At 66.2% G+C, this 17,859-nt stretch carries 14 protein-coding genes and 1 tRNA gene; 8 read left to right on the top strand and 7 right to left on the bottom strand.

Annotated elements, in window-relative coordinates; all coding sequences use genetic code 11:
* Positions 1-59 precede the first annotated feature (59 nt).
* Together purN and AGI3411_RS03215 are read left to right on the top strand one after the other, a co-directional pair.
* Positions 60-725 (top strand): phosphoribosylglycinamide formyltransferase, encoded by a 666-nt coding sequence (gene purN, locus AGI3411_RS03220; RefSeq protein WP_129525973.1) that lies wholly within the window; start codon positions 60-62, stop codon positions 723-725.
* 709 nt (positions 726-1,434) lie between these two features.
* Complete coding sequence (locus AGI3411_RS03215; protein WP_341867897.1) at positions 1,435-2,730, top strand: RsmB/NOP family class I SAM-dependent RNA methyltransferase; 1,296 nt, start codon at positions 1,435-1,437, stop codon at positions 2,728-2,730.
* Between the two features lie 22 nt (positions 2,731-2,752).
* Here the strand turns inward: AGI3411_RS03215 and AGI3411_RS03210 are convergent, their stop codons facing one another.
* Complete coding sequence (locus tag AGI3411_RS03210) at positions 2,753-3,148, bottom strand: hypothetical protein (protein WP_129525972.1); 396 nt, start codon at positions 3,146-3,148, stop codon at positions 2,753-2,755.
* 352 nt (positions 3,149-3,500) lie between these two features.
* Here AGI3411_RS03210 and AGI3411_RS03205 point away from each other — a divergent pair, with 352 nt between their 5' ends.
* From AGI3411_RS03205 to AGI3411_RS03195, 3 genes are read left to right on the top strand one after another with little or no spacing between them, the layout of a single operon-like run.
* The gene (locus AGI3411_RS03205) at positions 3,501-4,709 is read left to right on the top strand and encodes a DesA family fatty acid desaturase (protein WP_129525971.1); all 1,209 of its coding nucleotides are present in this window, start codon (positions 3,501-3,503) and stop codon (positions 4,707-4,709) included.
* On the top strand, positions 4,706-7,000 hold the full coding sequence (locus AGI3411_RS03200) for a UvrD-helicase domain-containing protein (RefSeq protein WP_129525970.1): 2,295 nt from the start codon (positions 4,706-4,708) through the stop codon (positions 6,998-7,000). The genes AGI3411_RS03205 and AGI3411_RS03200 overlap by 4 nt, the downstream gene beginning before the upstream one ends.
* 5 nt (positions 7,001-7,005) lie before the next feature.
* A complete protein-coding gene (locus AGI3411_RS03195; protein WP_129525969.1) occupies positions 7,006-7,311 on the top strand; it encodes a chorismate mutase in 306 nt (101 codons plus the stop codon).
* A gap of 54 nt (positions 7,312-7,365) precedes the next feature.
* Here the strand turns inward: AGI3411_RS03195 and AGI3411_RS03190 are convergent, their stop codons facing one another.
* The 5 genes from AGI3411_RS03190 to dapC all read right to left on the bottom strand — a co-directional run bounded on the left by AGI3411_RS03190 (position 7,366) and on the right by dapC (position 13,487).
* Positions 7,366-9,300 (bottom strand): ABC-F family ATP-binding cassette domain-containing protein, encoded by a 1,935-nt coding sequence (locus AGI3411_RS03190; RefSeq protein ID WP_129525968.1) that lies wholly within the window; start codon positions 9,298-9,300, stop codon positions 7,366-7,368.
* Positions 9,297-10,193, bottom strand: coding sequence for a 50S ribosomal protein L3 N(5)-glutamine methyltransferase (gene prmB, locus AGI3411_RS03185; protein ID WP_129525967.1), 897 nt, complete (start codon positions 10,191-10,193; stop codon positions 9,297-9,299). Before prmB ends, AGI3411_RS03190 begins: the two co-directional genes overlap by 4 nt.
* 97 nt (positions 10,194-10,290) lie before the next feature.
* Entirely contained in the window at positions 10,291-11,445 is a 1,155-nt protein-coding gene (gene dapE, locus AGI3411_RS03180; RefSeq protein WP_129525966.1) for a succinyl-diaminopimelate desuccinylase, read from the bottom strand.
* Positions 11,445-12,266 (bottom strand): 2,3,4,5-tetrahydropyridine-2,6-dicarboxylate N-succinyltransferase, encoded by an 822-nt coding sequence (gene dapD / locus AGI3411_RS03175; protein WP_043547594.1) that lies wholly within the window; start codon positions 12,264-12,266, stop codon positions 11,445-11,447. Before dapD ends, dapE begins: the two co-directional genes overlap by 1 nt.
* 24 nt (positions 12,267-12,290) lie before the next feature.
* Entirely contained in the window at positions 12,291-13,487 is a 1,197-nt protein-coding gene (gene dapC, locus AGI3411_RS03170; protein WP_165359046.1) for a succinyldiaminopimelate transaminase, read from the bottom strand.
* A gap of 45 nt (positions 13,488-13,532) precedes the next feature.
* Between dapC and AGI3411_RS03165 the strand changes: the two genes are divergently transcribed.
* The 3 genes from AGI3411_RS03165 to AGI3411_RS03155 all read left to right on the top strand — a co-directional run bounded on the left by AGI3411_RS03165 (position 13,533) and on the right by AGI3411_RS03155 (position 17,415).
* A tRNA-Leu gene (locus AGI3411_RS03165) sits at positions 13,533-13,619 on the top strand.
* A gap of 431 nt (positions 13,620-14,050) precedes the next feature.
* On the top strand, positions 14,051-16,762 hold the full coding sequence (locus AGI3411_RS03160; protein WP_129525964.1) for an autotransporter family protein: 2,712 nt from the start codon (positions 14,051-14,053) through the stop codon (positions 16,760-16,762).
* A 284-nt stretch (positions 16,763-17,046) separates the two neighbouring features.
* The gene (locus tag AGI3411_RS03155; RefSeq protein WP_129525963.1) at positions 17,047-17,415 is read left to right on the top strand and encodes a hypothetical protein; all 369 of its coding nucleotides are present in this window, start codon (positions 17,047-17,049) and stop codon (positions 17,413-17,415) included.
* Here AGI3411_RS03155 and AGI3411_RS03150 read toward each other — a convergent pair.
* Entirely contained in the window at positions 17,412-17,654 is a 243-nt protein-coding gene (locus AGI3411_RS03150; protein WP_129525962.1) for a toluene tolerance protein, read from the bottom strand. The two genes, AGI3411_RS03155 and AGI3411_RS03150, sit on opposite strands and share 4 nt — an antisense overlap.
* Positions 17,655-17,859 lie beyond the last annotated feature (205 nt).

Below are 17,859 nucleotides of genomic sequence, written 5' to 3'. Positions count from 1 at the left end.
CTTCCGGCGCGCGGGGCCGCAAGGATGGACGGGCCCGATTTCCCTTGGAATTCCTTATCTTGCCGGAAACATCTACCACCAAGCGCCGCCTGGTCATCCTGATCTCGGGGCGGGGCAGCAACATGCGGGCGCTTACCGAAGCCTGCCGCAACGAGGGCTGGCCGGCTGAAATCGCCGCCGTCATCGCCAGCCGGCCGGACGCCGGCGGCCTGGAGTGGGCGGCCCACCAGGGCATCCCCACCGCGGCCCTGTACCACAAGGACTACCCCAGCCGCGAAGCCTTCGATGCCACGCTGGCGTCCGAAATCGACCGCTTCGAGCCCGACTACGTCATTCTGGCGGGCTTCATGCGCGTCCTGACGCCCGGCTTCGTCAACCACTATGCCGGCCGGCTGGTCAACATCCATCCCTCGCTGCTGCCCGCGTTCCCCGGCCTGCACACCCATGCCCAGGCGCTGGCCACCGGCGTGCGCGTGCATGGCTGCACGGTGCATTTCGTCACCCCGGTGCTGGACCACGGCCCCATCATCGCCCAGGGTTGCGTGCCCGTCCTGGCGGGCGATACGCCCGAAGCGCTGGCCGATCGCGTGCTGACGGTCGAGCATCAGGCCTTCCCGGCGGCGGTGCGCTGGCTGGCCGAAGGCCGGGTTACCCTGACGAGCGATCACCGGGTGAACGTCGAAGGCGATCCCGAACGCCTATTCACCTGGTCGCCGGCCGCCTGAGCGGCCCTGAATCGCTTTTACCGGGCGGAATGCCTCCGCCCCACTGGAATACGCCATGACTAAATCCCAATCTCCGCGTTCTCGTCCTGCAGGCGCCCAGCGGGCCGCCTCCGAGGGCCGCGACGGCCGGAGCTTCTTCTCGCGCCCCAAGGGCGAGGCCCGGCAGGCGGTCGAGCGCGGCCGCGAAGGCCGTCCCGGCGGCCAGCGCGACGAGCGGTCCGGCAACCGTTCTTCCCCTGACGCCCCGCGCGGCGATAGCCGCGGCGAACGCGCCTCCTACGGGTCCGAGCGCCGCGAAGGCCGTCCCGGCCAGCGCCCGTCCTACGATGCCCCGCGGGGCGCCGACAACCGCGGCGAACGCGCCTCCTACGGGTCCGAGCGCCGCGAGGGCCGCCCCGGCCAGCGCCCGTCGTACGACGCCCCGCGCGGCGCCGACAACCGCGGCGAACGCGCCTCCTACGGGTCCGAGCGCCGCGAGGGCCGCCCCGGCCAGCGCCCGTCCTACGATGCCCCGCGCGGCGCCGACAACCGCGGCGAGCGCGCCTCCTATGGATCCGAGCGCCGCGAAGGCCGCCCGGACCTGCGTCCGCCCTATGACGCCCCGCGCGGCGGCGATTCTCGCGGCAATCCGGCCCGCCTGCCGCAGAAGCCGCAGGCCAGCCGTCCGCGCCAACCGTACGCCGCCATCCGCATCGAACAGGTCCAGCGCGTGCTGGGCGAGATCCTGCAATGGACCTACCCGGCCGATGCGGCCCTGTCGCACTGGCTGCGCAATCATCCCAATTTGGGTGCGCGTGACCGTTCCGAGGTCGCTGAAGCGGTCTACGACGTGCTGCGCCACCTGCGCCGCTACCGCCAGTTCGGCGAAAGCGGCGTCGGTCCGGCTTCGCGCCGCCTGGCCATCCTCGGCCTGGCCGCCACCCTCGGGGCCGGCGAACTGGCGGAAGGCCTGGACGCCGCCGAGGCCGAATGGCTGCGGCGCGTGTCGCAGATCGACCTGGCGACGCTGCCGCGCGCGGTGCGCGGCAGCATCCCGGACTGGCTGGACGAACGCCTGGGCAAGATGGACAGCCCCGAAACGCTGATCGAAGCGCTGAACCGCCAGGCCAGCCTCGACCTGCGCGTCAATCCGCTGAAGGTCGAGCGCGACGCCATGCTGGCTGAACTGCAGCAGGGCGCGGGCCGCTACGCACCGGTCGCCATGCCGTATTCGCCCTGGGGCATCCGCATGGAAGGCCGTCCAGCCATCAATCGCTGGCCGCAGTTCGAGAATGGCAGCATCGAAGTGCAGGACGAGGGCAGCCAGTTGCTGGCGCTCCTGGTCGGGCCGCGGCGCGGCGAAATGATCATCGATTTCTGCGCCGGCGCGGGCGGCAAGACGCTGCTGCTGGGCGCATTGATGCGTTCCACCGGCCGCCTGTACGCGTTCGACGTGTCTGCGGCGCGCCTGGCGCGCGCCAAGCCGCGCTTCGCGCGCAGCGGGCTGTCCAACGTGGTGCCCGTCGTCATCGACAACGAAAACGACGCCCGCGTGAAGCGCCTGGCTGGCAAGGCCCAGCGCGTGCTGGTGGACGCGCCGTGCAGCGGCATCGGCACCCTGCGCCGCAATCCGGACCTGAAATGGCGCCAGCACCCCGAAGCGCTGGCGGAATTGGGCCAACTCCAGGAACGTATCCTGAACAGCGCGGCGCGTTGCGTGGCGCCGGGCGGCCGCCTGGTCTACGCCACGTGCAGCCTGCTGGCCGAAGAAAACGAGGTCCAGGCCGAGCGTTTCCTGGCCAGTCACCCCGATTTCGAACGCCTGGACGCGGCCGCCATCCTGGCGGCCCGCTGCGAAAACCTGAAGCTGGACGGCCCCTACGTTCAGTTGCGCCCCGACGTGCACGGCACCGACGGCTTCTTCGCCGCGGTGTTCGAGCGCAAGAAAAAGGGCGCTGCGGCCGAGGGCGGCGAGGCCCCGGAATCCGAAGAAGCCCCGGCCGGCACGCCGGACGAACCGGCCTGACCGGCGGCGGCTCCGCGCCGGGTCACGGGCCCGGCGTAATGCCTACCGTGGCGCTGTAGCGGCGGGTGCCGAGGGCCTTGTCCTGGTATTTCACTTCCCAGGCGAGGGTGTCGTCGCCCGGCCGGTCGGCCTGGTAGACCACCTGCGAGATGGGCACCGCCTTATAGGCGCAGCGCCCGGAGCTGCCGGATTGGCCCCGCGTCTGCATGACGCTGGCCTTGCCCAGGCGTGGCGCCTGGGTGATGGACACCCGTGGGGCGCGCAAGGCCAGGCAGTCCGACCCGCGGATCTCGAAGTACGAGGCCAGCACGGCGACGTCCCCCGACTTCATTGTCTGGGACGAAACGGGCGCGGACAGCGCCGTTCCCAGCAGCGCCAGGGCGAAAAACAAACGGGGACGGGCTTTTTGGGACAACATCAGTGGGGCAAATGAGACAGTTTTGGCACGCGGAGCCAGAGTGTGCGCCGGCGGCGCGGCTGGAGCAAGGCCGGAGCCAAGCTGACAGGAACTTTAATGGCGAAATATTGCCAAAACCACTTGCCTACGCGTACGCCCCCGCCTGTACCGGGGCGGCCGGCCCCAGCGCCGGATACCCGCAAGGCCTGGCCTCGCGCTTGCCCGCCTGGGTCGCGAGCAGGGATGTCTATGCTCCAAAACCGGGGCTTAGTCCTTGATTTCTCTCAAAAACTATTTTGATAGTCCCTTGTCATAAGACGGCAAAGGTAAGCTAAACTTCAGGCACTTCTCAAGCGAGGCTCATAACAGCTTTATGGATTACATCCTCTCCTTCATTGCCGGCGGTCTGACGCAAGCCACTTGGTGGCAGGTCGTCGTTTTCACGCTGGTGGTGACGCACATCACGATCGTGTCGGTCACGGTCTTTCTCCATCGCAGCCAAGCGCACCGCGGTCTGGATTTGCATCCTGCCGTCATGCATTTCTTCCGTTTCTGGCTCTGGATGACGACCGGCATGGTCACCAAGGAATGGGTTGCCATTCACCGCAAGCACCACGCCAAGTGCGAAAAGGAAGGCGACCCCCATTCGCCCATCCTGTTTGGCATCTGGAAGGTGCTGTTCCGCGGCGCCGAGCTGTACCGCGAAGAATCGAACAACAAGGAAACCATGGCCAAGTTCGGCCACGGCACGCCTGACGACTGGCTCGAGCGCAACGTCTACAGCAAGCACAGCCTGTGGGGCGTGCTGACCATGCTCGCCATCGACATCGCCCTGTTCGGCGCCATCGGCGTCACGGTGTGGGCCGTGCAGATGGCCTGGATCCCCTTCTGGGCCGCCGGCGTCGTGAACGGTATCGGCCACTACTGGGGCTACCGCAACTACAACAGCCCGGACACCAGCACCAACGTGTTCCCCTGGGGCATCGTGATCGGCGGCGAAGAGCTGCACAACAATCACCATGCCCACGGCACGTCGGCCAAGTTCTCCGCCAAGTGGTACGAGTTCGACATCGGCTGGTGCTACATCAACATCCTGAAGTTCTTCGGCCTGGCCAAGATCAAGAAGGTTGCGCCCAAGCTGAAGCTGGACGACTCCAAGACCGGCATCGACCTGCGCACCCTGCAAGGCGTGATCACGCACCGCTACGAAGTCATGGCCCGCTATGCGGACGTGATCAAGAGCGCGGCCCGCGAAGAGCTGGCCAAGCTGAAGGATTCGCGCAAGAAGGGCAGCGCCGAATGCGACTGGACCAAGCTGCACCAGGTGCGCCGCGCGATCCATCGCAACGAAGACATCCTGCAGCCGGAACAACTGGCCGCCGTGGACAAGGCCATCGCCCAGAACAAGTCGCTGGCCACGCTGGTGCAGATGCGCCGCGAACTCGGCCGCATCTGGGAAAGCTCCAGCGCCAGCAGCGAACAGCTCCTCAATGACCTGCAGGCCTGGTGCCAGCGCGCCCAGCAAAGCGGCATCGCCGGGCTCGAGCAATTCGCTCAACGTCTGCGCCGCTACGCGGCATGATGCTAGAGAAGCTCAATCCTGAACAACGCGCCGCAGTAACGTTAGAACCGCAGCACGCCCTGGTCCTGGCCGGGGCGGGCAGCGGGAAGACCCGGGTACTCACCACCCGCATGGCCTGGCTGATTCAAACCGGCCAGGCTTCGCCTTTTGGGCTGCTGGCGGTCACGTTTACCAACAAGGCCGCCCGCGAAATGCTGGCGCGCATGTCGGCCATCCTGCCCATCGATACGCGGGGCCTGTGGATCGGCACCTTCCACGGCCTGTGCAACCGAATGCTGCGCGCGCATCACCGCGATGCCGGCCTGCCGCAGAGCTTCCAGATCCTCGACGTTACCGACCAGCTTGCGGCGATCAAACGCCTCATGAAGGCCAATGGCGTCGACGACGAAAAATACCCCCCCCGCGATGTGCAGCGCTTCATCAACGGCGCCAAGGAAGAGGGCCTGCGTCCGCCAGACGTCGAGGCCTATGACGCCCATCGCCGCCGCCTGGTCGAGATCTACCAGCTCTACGAGGCCCAGTGCCAGCGCGAGGGCGTGGTGGACTTCGCCGAACTGCTGCTGCGCGCCTACGAACTGCTGTCGCGCAACGCGCCCGTGCGCGAGCACTACCAGCGCCGGTTCCGCCACATCCTGGTCGACGAGTTCCAGGACACCAACACGCTGCAGTACAAATGGCTGCGGTTGCTGGCCGGCGGCGGCGCGGCCATCTTCGCCGTAGGCGACGATGACCAGTCGATCTACGCATTCCGCGGCGCCAACGTGGGCAACATGGCCGATTTCGAGCGCGACTACGCGCGCGGCACCGTGATCCGCCTGGAGCAGAACTACCGCTCCTTCGGCCACATCCTGGATTCGGCGAACGCGCTGATCGGGCACAACACCGGCCGGCTGGGCAAGAACCTCTGGACCGAGCAGGGCGAGGGCGAGCCCGTGCGCGTCATCGAGCAGCCGTCCGACGGCATGGAAGCCCAATGGATCGTGGACGAGATCCGTTCGCTGATCCACGAAGGTAGCCTGCGCCGCGAGATCGCCGTCCTCTACCGCAGCAACGCGCAGTCGCGCGTGCTGGAACACGCCATTTTCTCCGCCGGCATTCCCTACAAGGTCTACGGCGGCCTGCGCTTCTTCGAGCGCCAGGAAATCAAGCACGCGCTGGCGTACCTGCGCCTGATGGCCAATCCGCACGACGACACGTCGTGGATGCGGGTCGTCAACTTCCCCACGCGGGGCATCGGCGCGCGCACGTTGGAGCAACTGGCCGACGCGGCCCGCGCGCACGACACCAGCCTTTACGCGGCCGTGGCCCTGGTGGGCGGCAAGGGCGGTTCCAACCTGGCGCAGTTCGCGCAACTGATCCACCGCCTCATCGAGGAAACGCGCGACCTGCCTTTGCCGGAAATGGTCGAGCACATGCTCGAGGCCAGCGGCCTGAACGCGCACTACAAGGCCGAACGCGAAGGCGCCGAGCGCCTCGAAAACCTGAACGAACTGATCACGGCGGCCGCCGTGTTCGCTTCCGAGGAAAACTACGACGGGCTGCCTGCCGGCGTCGTGCCCGAGCAGGACACGTCGTCGACGCTCATGCCGGGCGTGGTGGATGCGCCAGCCATCATCACGGACGGCCTGACGCCCCTGGCGGCGTTCCTGTCGCACGCGGCGCTGGAAGCGGGCGACAACCAGGCCCAGCAGGGCCAGGACGCCGTACAGCTCATGACCGTGCACGCGGCCAAGGGTCTGGAATTCGACGCGGTCTTCATCACCGGCCTGGAAGAGGGGCTGTTTCCCCACGAGAACAGCATTCTCGAGCCGTCCGGCCTGGAAGAAGAGCGCCGCCTCATGTACGTGGCCATCACCCGCGCGCGCCAGCGCCTGTACATCAGCCTGGCGCAAAGCCGGATGCTGCATGGCCAGACGCGCTATGCGATGCGTTCGCGTTTCCTGGACGAGATCCCGGAACAGCACCTGAAATGGCTCTCGCCCAAGGCGGGGCTGGCGCAGATCGGCGCCACGGGAGCGGGCTGGGGCGGCGGCAACCGCGGCGACGCGTTCGGACGCAAGCCCACCAATACCATTGCGCCGCGTCAAGCCCGCAGTGTCGCTACCGGCGTCACGGTGGGCGACAAGCAGTATCGTGTAGGTCAGGGTGTGCGCCACGCGCGGTTCGGCGAGGGCACGATCATCGGCTTGAGCGGCGCAGGACAGGACGCCCAGGCCCAAATCCAGTTCCGCGACGTGGGCGCCAAGACCTTGGCCCTGGGTATCGCGAAGCTCGATATTGTTCAGGGTTGAAAGACATGGCCGACAACGATTCCCCGAAAGCCGAGCTGGCGTCGCTGCGCGCCGAGGTCGATGAGATCGACCAGCAGATCATTCTGCTGCTTGGCGTGCGGTTCCGTTGCACCGACCTGATCGGCGAACTCAAGCAGGCGCACGGCATGGACCTGGTCGATGCCAAGCGCGAATCCCAGCAGGTCGCGCGCATCCGCCGGCTGGCCGAAGAGGCGGGCGTGCCGCCCGCGCTGGCCGAAACCATCCTGCGCGAAGTGATCGACACAGTGGTCGATCACCATACCCGCCTGCGCGAGCGCCCGTACTCGTAAGCGCGCCAAAGCGCCGGACGCCCTGCAAGAGCAGGGCGTCCGGGCAACTTCCTCTCAGGATTCGGACTGCTCGATCTCTTCGAGCGAGCCCTGAATCTCCAGCCACCGTTCTTCCAGCTCGTCCATGCGCTTGCCATGTTCGCCGTGTTCGGCCATGACTTTCTGGCGTTCCACGCGGCGGGCGTCCGAATAGAGATCCGGATCGGCGATGACGGCATCCAGCGCCTGCAGCTTGGCGCGCAGCTTTTCCATTTCGGCATCGACCTTGGCAAGCTTGGCTTCCAGCGGCTTGCGCAGGGCGGACAGGCGCTGGCGCTGTTCGGCCTCGGCCCGGCGTTGCGCCTTGCGGTCGATTACCGGTTCGCCGTTGGCGGCGCTTTCGCGAGCCGCTTCGGCGCGCTCGCCCGCATTGCGGGCGGCCAGCCAGTCCCGGTAGTCTTCCAGGTCGCCGTCGAATTCGCGCACGGCGCCGTCCGCCACGATCCAGAAGCTGTCCACCGTGGTGCGCAGCAGATGGCGATCGTGCGACACCAGCAGCATGCTGCCGCCGAAGTCCGCCAGCGCCGTGGCGAGGGCCTCGCGCGTTTCCACGTCCAGGTGGTTGCTGGGCTCGTCCAGCAGCAGCAGGTTGGGTTTCTGCCAGACGATCAAGGACAGCGCCAGGCGCGCCTTTTCGCCGCCCGACATGGGGCCGACCTTGCTGGTGACCGTGTCGCCCGAAAAGCCGAAACCGCCCAGGTAGTTGCGCAGTTCCTGTTCGCGGGTTTCGGGCGCCAGGCGCGCCAGGTGCGCGATCGGCGTGCTGTCCACGTCCAGCATGTCGAGTTGGTGTTGATGGAAGTAGCCGATGGCCAGCCCGCGCGATGCACGGCGTTCGCCGGCCTGCACGGGCAGTTCTTCGGCCAGCGTCTTGATCAGCGTGCTCTTGCCGGCGCCGTTGGCGCCGAGCACGCCCACGCGGCTGCCCGCTCGCACCATCAGGGTGACGTCGCGCAGGATGGGCACGGCGTTGCCAGCCGCGTCCGTATAGCCGGCCGACAGGTGTTCCAGGGTCAGGAGCGGATCTGGCACCTGTTCCGGCGAGGGAATGCGGATGTCGATGCCCGCTTCGGCCTGCAAGGGCGCCAGCACCTGCATGCGCGCGAGTGCCTTGACGCGGCTTTGCGCCTGCTTGGCCTTGGACGCCTTGGCCTTGAAGCGGTCGATGAAGCCTTGCAGCCGCGCGGTTTCGCGCGTCTGGCGTTCGTAGGCGATGTTGCTCTGGCGCAGGCGCTCGGCGCGCTGCGTCAGGAAGTCGCCGTAGCCGCCCCGGTACCGCACCAGCTTGGCGTGGTCGAAATGCAGGATGGACTTGGCGACCGCGTCCAGGAACTCGGTGTCGTGGGAGATCAGCATGACGGTGCCCGGATAGGCGCCCAGCCATTTCTCCAGCCAGAGCATGGCGTCCAGGTCCAGGTGGTTGGTGGGCTCGTCCAGCAGCAGCAGTTCGGACGGCGCCATCAGCGCCCGGGCCAGCGCCAGGCGCATGCGCCAGCCGCCGGAAAAGCTCTCGACCGGCTGCATCCATTCAGCGGGCTTGAATCCCAGGCCAGCCAGCAACTGTTCGGCGCGCGAGGCGGCGCTCCAGGCGCCGGCTTCCACCAGCGCCGCTTCCACCTCGGCGATTTGCGTGCCTTGGTCGTCCGTCAGCGCCGCGCGGCGCGCCTGCAATTCGCGCAGGTGGACGTCGCCGTCGATGACGAACTCGCGGGCGGGACGTTCGTCCGCGTCGAGTTCCTGCTCCACGCTGGCAATGCGCCAGCCGGCGGGCATAGACACCGTGCCGGCATCCACGTCCAGCGCGCCGGTCAGCAGCGCGAACAACGAAGACTTGCCGGCGCCGTTCTTGCCGACGATGCCGACGCGTTCGCCCGGGTGTACAACGAATTCAGCGCCATCCAACAGCACTTTCGTGCCGCGGCGCAAGGTCAATCCAGTAGCGCGTATCACAGGCTCAGTTGCTCGCGGGTAAGCAGCAGAAGCTGGTCCGAGGCCGCTTCCGTATCCAGCCACACTGGGGACAGTTGCGGGAACGCGGCTTCGAAGAAGTCGCGCTCGTGGCCGATCTCCAGCACCAGCACGCCGTCCTGCGTGAGGAAGCGCGGGGCCGCCTCGAGGATGCGGCGGACCAGGTCCATGCCGTCTTCGCCGCCGGCCAGCGCCAGCTGCGGTTCGTGGAGGTATTCCTGGGGCAAGGCGCCCATGGAGCCGCTGTTCACGTAGGGCGGGTTGCAGACGATGATGTCGTACTGCCGCGCCGGCAGGCTGTCGAACAGATTGCTTTCATGCAGATCCAGCCGGTCGGCCAGGCCGTAATCGTCGACGTTGCGGCGCGCCACGTCCAGGGCGTCCGGCGACAGGTCGACCGCATCCACGTGGGCGTACGGGAACGCCAGTGCGGACAGGATCGCCAGGCAGCCGGAGCCGGTGCACATGTCCAGCACGTTCTCGACTGCCGCCGGGTCCTGCACCCAGGGCGACAGGCCTTCGTCCAGCAGTTCGGCGATGGGCGAGCGAGGCACGATGACGCGATTGTCCACGTAGAACCGGTGGCCGCGGAGCCAGGCTTCGTTGGTGAGGTAGGCGGCGGGCACCCGCTCGGTCACGCGCCGTTCCAGCAGGTCCAGCACGCGGTCGCGCTCTTCGCGCACCACGCGGGCGTCCAGGAACGGGTCCAGCGTGTCCAGCGGCAGGTGCAGGGCGTGCAGCGTCAGGTAGACCGCTTCGTCCCAGGCATTGTCGCTGCCGTGGCCCAGCGCCACCTGGGCGCCGTTCAGGCGCGATACCCCATAGCGGATGAGGTCGCGCAGGGTCAGCAGTTCTTGGCGTGCGGATTGATACATTGTCAGGCCTTGTTTTCCCCGCGGGGGCGCCCCGAGGGGAAAAATGCCCCTTGTGGGGGCAGAGAGCCCGCATGGCGGGCGAAACGCGGGGGCGTTATCACTTGGTCAGGAGGTTTTCCAGCGTGCGCCGATAGATGTTCTTCAGCGGTTCCAGCGACGCGACTTCGATGCGCTCGTTGACCTTGTGGATCGTGGCGTTGCCGGGACCGAATTCGATCACCTGTGGGCAGATCTTGGCGATGAAGCGGCCGTCGGACGTGCCGCCCGTGGTGGACAGCTCGGCCGTTACGCCGGTTTCGTCGCGGATGGCCGTCACCAGGGCGTCCGTCAGCGAACCGCGTGGGGTCAGGAAAGGCTCGCCGCCCAGTTCCCAGTCCAGCCCATATTCCAGGCCATGGCGGTCGAGAACCTCGTGCACGCGCGCCTTCAGGCTTTCCGGGGTGCTCGCCGTCGAAAAGCGGAAGTTGAAGAGCGCGACCGCCTCGCCCGGGACCACGTTGGTGGCGCCCGTGCCCGAGTTCAGGTTCGATACCTGGAACGTCGTGGGCGGGAAGTATTCGTTGCCCTGGTCCCATTCGATGCCGACGATCTCGGCCAGCGCCGGCGCCAGCTGGTGCACGGGATTGCGCGCCAGATGGGGGTAGGCCACGTGGCCCTGCACACCCTTGACGGTGAGCTTGCCTGACAACGAGCCGCGGCGGCCGTTCTTGCAGATGTCGCCCAGCACGTCGCCCGAAGTGGGCTCGCCGACGATGCAATAGTCCAGCTGCTCGCCGCGCGCCTTGAGCGCGTCGCAGACGATGGCGGTGCCGTCGATCGACGGCCCCTCTTCGTCGGACGTGATCAGGAGCGCGATCGAGCCGCTGTGCTGCGGATTGGCCGCCACGAATTCCTCGGCCGCCACCACGAAGGCGGCGATCGAGCTCTTCATGTCGGCCGCGCCGCGGCCATACAGGTAGCCGTCGCGTTCGGTGGGCACGAACGGATCGCTCTCCCATTTTTCGCGCGGACCCGGAGGCACCACGTCCGTGTGGCCGGCAAATACGGTCAGCGGCGCGGCGGTTCCGCGCCGCGCCCACAGGTTGGTCACGCCGCCCTGGGCGATGGTTTCGCACGTGAAGCCGATGCGTTCCAGGCGCGCGGCGAGCGTGGCCTGGCAGTCTTCATCGGCGGGCGTCACCGATGGGCGGGCGATCAGGTCCTTGACCAGATCCAGCACGGCGCAGGCCGATGCGGACGCGGATGTGCTCATCAGGCCCTCAGCAGATCGTTGATGCTGGTCTTGGCGCGGGTCTGCGCGTCGACACGCTTGACGATGACGGCGCAGGCCAGGCTGTGCGTGCCATCGGCGGACGGCAGCGAGCCGGGGACCACGACGGAGCCCGAGGGCACGCGGCCGTAGGTGATCTTGCCCGTGGCGCGGTCATAGATCTTGGTGCTTTGCGACAGGAACACGCCCATGGCCAGCACCGAGTTCTCTTCCACGACCACGCCTTCCACGACTTCCGAGCGGGCGCCGATGAAGCAGTTGTCTTCGATGATGGTGGGGTTGGCCTGCAGCGGCTCGAGCACGCCGCCGATGCCCACGCCGCCCGACAGGTGGACGTTCTTGCCGATCTGCGCGCAAGAACCGACGGTGGCCCAGGTGTCGACCATCGTGCCTTCGTCGACGTAGGCGCCGATGTTCACGTAAGAGGGCATCAGCACCACGTTGCGGGCGATGTAGGCGCCGCGGCGGGCGACGGCGGGCGGAACCACGCGGTAGCCGCCTTGCTTGAAGGCGTTGTCGCCGTATTCCGAGAACTTGAGCGGCACCTTGTCGTAGAACTGCAGCGGAGCCTGGCCCATGATGGCGTTGTCGCTCAGGCGGAACGACAGCAGCACGGCCTTCTTGATCCACTGGTGCACGACCCAATCGTCATTGATTTTTTCGGCGACGCGCAAGCGGCCCAGATCCAGGCCGTCGATGGTGTGCTCAACCGCTTCACGCACTTCGGCGCTCGCGTCGGTGGGCGACAGGTTGGCCCGGTTTTCCCAGGCTTGTTCGATGGTGGTCTGCAGGTCGAGAGTCATAGCGGCTCAGCTTTTAAGGGTTGATCAAACAGAAGTATGCACAAAATGGGCGATGCGTTCGGCTGCCTGCACGCAGTCAGCCAAAGGCGCCACCAAGGCAATGCGAATGCGGCCCTGGCCGGGATTCACGCCGTGCGCTTCTCGCGCCAGGAAGCTGCCCGGCAGCACGGTAACACCAGTCCGGCCGTAAAGGTCGCGCGCGAACGCCGTATCCGAACCCGGCGTGGCCGCCCACAGGTAGAACGAGGCTTGCGGACGGGTCACGTCAAGCACGTTCTGCAGAATGGGCACGACGGCGTCGAATTTCTCGCGGTACAGGCGGCGGTTGTCTTTTACGTGCGCTTCGTCCGTCCAGGCGGCGACGCTTGCCGCCGACACCAGCGGGCTCATCGCGCTGCCATGATACGTACGGTACAGCAGGAAGCGGCCGACCAGTGCGGCATCGCCCGCGACGAAGCCCGAACGCAGGCCCGGCACGTTGGATCGCTTGGACAGGCTGGAGAACGCCACCAGGTTGCGGTAGTCGTCCCGGCCCAGGCGGCGGGCCGCCTGCAGGCCGCCCAGCGGCGGGTTGCCTTCGTCCAGGTAGATCTCGGAATAGCACTCGTCGGCGACGATCACGAAGCCATGGCGGTCGGACAGCTCGAAAAGCGTCTTCCATTCGTCTAGCGACATGACGTTGCCCGCCGGGTTGCCGGGCGAGCAGACGAACACCATGCGCGCCTTTTTCCAGATTTCCGCCGGAACCTGGTTCCAGTCGCTGCTGAAATTGCGCACCGGATCGGCGTTCACGAAGTAGGGCGTGGCTCCGGCCAGCAGGGCGGCGCCTTCGTAGATCTGATAAAACGGATTGGGGCAGATCACCACCGAGCCCGCAGACGGGTCGATGACGGTCTGTGTGAACGCGAACAGCGCCTCGCGCGAGCCCAGCGCCGGCAGCACCTGGGTTTCCGGGTCCAGGGCGGGGATGCTGTAGCGGCGCGCCAGCCATTCCGAAATCGCGCGGCGCAGGGCCGGATCGCCCTTGGTGGACGGATAGACGGACAGGCCGGCAAGATTGTCGCGGATGGCCTGCCCGACGCGCTCTGGCGCGGCATGCTTGGGCTCGCCAATCGACAAGTTGATGGGCGTCAGGCCGTCCGGCTGCTGGGCGGCCGAAGCCAGCAAAGCCCGCAGTTTTTCGAACGGATAGGGGTGTAGGGCATCGAGGCGCGGATTCATGACGCAAGATTTTAACAAGCAAGCTACAATAGCGGGCTTGGCTTTGCGAAGGTGGCGAAATTGGTAGACGCACCAGGTTTAGGTCCTGACGCCGTAACAGGTGTAGGGGTTCGAGTCCCCTCCTTCGCACCACTTATTGAAAACCGTTGATGGGCGAACTCAAAGCCTTTCAAATCAACGGGTTGGCGGGTGAGTTTGGCGGGTGTCCCGGTGCTGGTTGACTGCAAAAAGCAAGAATTCACAGTCTCCAGCCCCGGATCAGCCTAGCCCCAGTCCCTAGCCGCAGTCCCTGATAGCAAGCAACAACCCCGGTGCAACATCGGGCCAGATCCGGCCAACCCAGGCCACCATCAGAAGACGTAAAGCCTATCGAGCCCCGGCTTAAGCTGGCGGCGTTGGTGATGCCCGCGTTTACAACCCTTGCCGGCGTACCGCAAGCGGGCTTCCCCGGCCGCGGCGCCTGTCCGCCTATCCCTCTCTTGCGCGTAAATACCTATTAAAAATTCCTGTGCGATGCCGTACTGACCCTATATATTTTGCCTCTACTCAGCGAGGATTTATTTATGGCCGGCAGGTATTGTCATCGCGCAGGGTGGTTACCCCCCGCTATTTTCTTCATATATGCAGCAAACTGTACCTATCCCGCATACGCGCAATCGGTCTCTGGTTCCGGCGAGGTTTTGCCTGGGCCGATCCAGACCCCGCATTGGACGGTGGGGGGGGACCTGACCGTCGGAGATTCGGTTGCCGGGACGTTGAACATCGAAGCCGGCGGCACGGTGGTCAACGATTGGGCCTTTATCGGCAATTTCGATGGCGGTGTAGGCACGTTGACGGTGTCGGGCCGTGACGCTGGCGGCGCGGCATCGACCTGGACAAGCCTGGGGCCGGTGATGATCGGGGCGGATTTTGGCAGCAATGGCACGCTCAGAGTGCTTGACGGGGCGGTGGCGCAAAGCGATTCGGGCACCATTGGCGCCTATTCGGGGAGCGTCGGAAGCGCAACCGTTTCCGGGATCGGGTCAGTCTGGGACCTTTCCACGGTCTACTCCTTCCAGATCGGCTCGGGCGGCAGCGGGACGCTGCGGATCGACAATGGCGGCGCCGTGCATAGCGGCCAGGGCATTATCGGTTGGCTCGCGGGCAGCGATGGGCACGTCACGGTATCGGGCGCGAAAACGGTTTGGGATCCGTTGAACAACATCTACGTTGGTTTCGAGGGCGCTGGGGAACTGAACGTCCAGGACGGCGCGACCGTTCATACGCAAGGACCGACCGGGCCGAATTCTGCGGCATCGATCTACATCGGGCTGAATGCGGGCGGTGTCGGCGCGGTGAACGTGTCGAGCGGGACGGCCGACACTTCGACGCTCACGGCGTCCGACCGCATCGAAATCGGCTCGGGCGGCGACGGAACGCTGACGATCGCCAAAGGCGGGATGGTGGGCGTCGCCACGGACGCTTGGATCGCCATCAGCGGCGCATCCTCCGGAACGCTGAACCTGACCGGCGACGCCAGCGGCCGCGGCGTGCTTGAGACAGGATCCGTCATCAAGGGCGCCGGCAACGTGAATCTCAACCTGGACGGCGGCATCCTGCGCGCCAATCGCGATGAGGCCGATTTCCTGAAGGGCTTTACGACGCAGGCAGTGGGAAGCGGCGGCGCCTGGTTTGACACAAATACTCATGAAGTGGGCGTGGTGACAGCCTTCTCGGGGACGTCCAGCCTGAACAAGCTGGGGGCGGGCACCTTGACGCTTTCGGGCGATAGTTCGGCGTTCACGGGCAATACCGAGATCCAGGCCGGCACGTTGCAGGTCGATGGCGTCCTCGGCGGGCCCGTGAATGTGCTCGCGGGGGCGCGGTTGACCGGCACGGGACGCGTCGGCCCGACGGCCAACAAGGGAACCATCGCGCCGGGCCCCCGCAGCGGCTTCGGCACCCTGACGGTCGCCGGCGACTATGCGGCGCAGGGCGGCGGCCTGGAGATCCGCACGCAGCTTGGCGCCGACGATTCGCCGACCGACAAGCTGGTGATCACGGGCGCCAGCTCTGGCACGACGCCGGTCACGGTGACGAATATGGGAGGCTCAGGCGCATTGACTCAACGAGGCATACAGGTCGTACAGGTCAACGGCGTCTCGGCGGGCCAATTCAACCTGGCTAACGGCGATTACGTCATCAATGGGCGGCCGGCCCTGGTGGCCGGTGCCTACGGCTATGTATTGCAACAGGATCCCGCCGACGGGGATTGGTATCTGAGATCGTCTCTGACCGATCCTGGCACGCCGCAAACCGGTGGCGGTTCTCCGGTCCCCGAGCAACCCTTGCTCTATCAGCCTGGCGTGCCGGTATACGAAGCCTATGCCAACACGCTGCTTCAACTGAGCCAGCTTTCTACCTTGCGCCAGCGGGTCGGCAATCGCCTTTACGACCCGGCGGACGCCGGCCGCAGCGGCATATGGAGCCGCGTGGAGGGCGCCACAAGCCGGCTCGATCCTTCTGCGTCCACCACGGGCGAACGCCAGCACGTCGACAGCTGGAAGGCGCAATTTGGCGTCGACCGCATCCTGGCCGGCGAACAAGGAGGTTCCCGTCTCGTCGGCGGGTTGGCCTTGCACTATGGCAAGGCCGACACGCGCGTGTCCTCGGCATATGGCGACGGCACCATCGATACCACCGCCTATGGCCTGGCCCCCACACTGACCTGGTACGGCAGGGACGGTGTCTATATCGATACCCAGGCCCAGGCGACCTGGTTCGACAGCGGCCTGAATTCACGGTCGGCGGGCAAGCTGGAGGACGGGCGGAAGGCGCACAGCTATGGACTCGGTATCGAAGCGGGCAAGGCTTTCGATCTGCGGGAGGGGCTGGTCTTGATTCCGCAGGCGCAGCTGACGTATGCATCGACTCACCTTGGCCGCTTCAACGACAAATTCGGCGCGCGCATTGAAGGCGACAAGGGCGACAGCTTGCAGGGCCGCATCGGTATTGCGCTGGACTACAAGACGGATTGGGGCGCGGCCGGCGTCGACCGGCAATCGAGCGTCTATGGCGTCGTCAACGTGAAACATGAATTCCTGGACGGAACGCGGATAGAGGTTTCGGATGTGGCGGTAGCGAGCCGCATGTCGCGTACCTGGGGCAGCCTGGGAGTGGGAGCCAATTACGGCTGGGGGTCCCGCTATGCCCTCTACGGCGAGATCGGCGCCGACGCTGATTTCTCCGGCAGCTATGTCGTCACGGCCACCGCGGGTTTTAGGATGATGTTCTAGGCAGGGGAAGGACTTTCCTTCCTTCGCGCCCGCGCGCCGCAACAGGCCTAACAGGCCTTTTAGGGGTATACGCCAGTGCGAAACGAGCATTTTTTGCTATATCGTCGCGCTCTTCGGCCCCCCATGGCGTGATCGCGGGCAGGCCGCCGGCGCCAGCCTGATCGGGGCGGCGCCCATGCATTAGCTGCAACTGGCGGTCCCCGCGGACGGGGGCGTGCCCGGATTCACCGTGCTGCACACACCCGGAAACTGATTGTCCATTCGCGTTCCTTGCGAGGTGAGCCATGCATGAACTGCTGGCCGACTGGTGCGAAATGTTGAATGCGTTGCTACGGGAGGTGGCCGATACCCAGGCCACTGCGGAAGCGCGCGACCACGCGCTGCGCGACGCCCACCGGCATTCTTGCCAGGCCCCCATCTGTTTCCGGATGTCGGGCGCGACAGTCGGCCACCTGGCCGAAACGCTGAACTGCGCCGTACGCGCTTCCTGCGTCAGGCATGACAACGCCGCGTGGAGACGGGCGCTGGACCAAGCGTATGCGCAATTTCTGCAATACCTGATCCGCGACGTGGAGCGCTGGTCGAGCAGCGGCCCGGACGGAAATGCGATCTATTGCCAGCCGCCTCAATCCCATCCAGGCCGACAGGCTTAGTTCGATGCGCGGGGTGCGCCACGCACGCGCCGCTTCTCGATCTTGGCCTCCGTATCGCGGCCTTGCTCGACATCCAGCAGGATGGCCGCATGAACCTTGGCGCGGCTTGCTTCTATCCGATGCGCGCAGGACCAGCCGCGCTGGCTGGCGACGGCAAGCTTGCGATCCAGCTCCTGATGCCGGCGGCGCTTGCTTTCGGTGGACATGGTGTTGAGTTCCTGGTCGGTGATTAAACGCATGTGACGCTCCTTGAGACGGTCGATGGGTGTGGCGGCCTCTTGACGGGTTTGCGCGATGAACGTCCTCACGGCGCGAACGGCCGCGAAAGACGGGAAACGGAAAAAGAATGGGAGAGGGAGCCGGACGGCCGATTCCGCTGGGAATGGCCGCGGCTAGTTGCTACCGCATGGCGGCGGACGCAATTGCGCTTGGGATGTGCGGAGA

The sequence above is a fragment of the Achromobacter agilis genome, from assembly GCF_900496965.1.
Taxonomy (GTDB): domain Bacteria; phylum Pseudomonadota; class Gammaproteobacteria; order Burkholderiales; family Burkholderiaceae_B; genus Achromobacter; species Achromobacter agilis.
Note: the sequence above shows the minus strand (reverse complement) of the source record. Positions and strands in the feature narration are given on the sequence as shown.

Excerpts from the sequence above, each read along its gene's own strand:
- AGI3411_RS03160 (WP_129525964.1), top strand. The coding sequence starts at position 14,051 with ATGGCCGGCAGGTATTGTCATCGCGCAGGGTGGTTACCCCCCGCTATT.
- AGI3411_RS03195 (WP_129525969.1), top strand. The coding sequence starts at position 7,006 with ATGGCCGACAACGATTCCCCGAAAGCCGAGCTGGCGTCGCTGCGCGCC.
- AGI3411_RS03150 (WP_129525962.1), bottom strand. The coding sequence starts at position 17,654 with ATGCGTTTAATCACCGACCAGGAACTCAACACCATGTCCACCGAAAGC.
- AGI3411_RS03155 (WP_129525963.1), top strand. The coding sequence starts at position 17,047 with ATGCATGAACTGCTGGCCGACTGGTGCGAAATGTTGAATGCGTTGCTA.
- AGI3411_RS03200 (WP_129525970.1), top strand. The coding sequence starts at position 4,706 with ATGATGCTAGAGAAGCTCAATCCTGAACAACGCGCCGCAGTAACGTTA.
- prmB (WP_129525967.1), bottom strand. The coding sequence starts at position 10,193 with ATGTATCAATCCGCACGCCAAGAACTGCTGACCCTGCGCGACCTCATC.
- AGI3411_RS03205 (WP_129525971.1), top strand. The coding sequence starts at position 3,501 with ATGGATTACATCCTCTCCTTCATTGCCGGCGGTCTGACGCAAGCCACT.
- dapC (WP_165359046.1), bottom strand. The coding sequence starts at position 13,487 with ATGAATCCGCGCCTCGATGCCCTACACCCCTATCCGTTCGAAAAACTG.
- dapE (WP_129525966.1), bottom strand. The coding sequence starts at position 11,445 with ATGAGCACATCCGCGTCCGCATCGGCCTGCGCCGTGCTGGATCTGGTC.
- dapD (WP_043547594.1), bottom strand. The coding sequence starts at position 12,266 with ATGACTCTCGACCTGCAGACCACCATCGAACAAGCCTGGGAAAACCGG.
- AGI3411_RS03210 (WP_129525972.1), bottom strand. The coding sequence starts at position 3,148 with ATGTTGTCCCAAAAAGCCCGTCCCCGTTTGTTTTTCGCCCTGGCGCTG.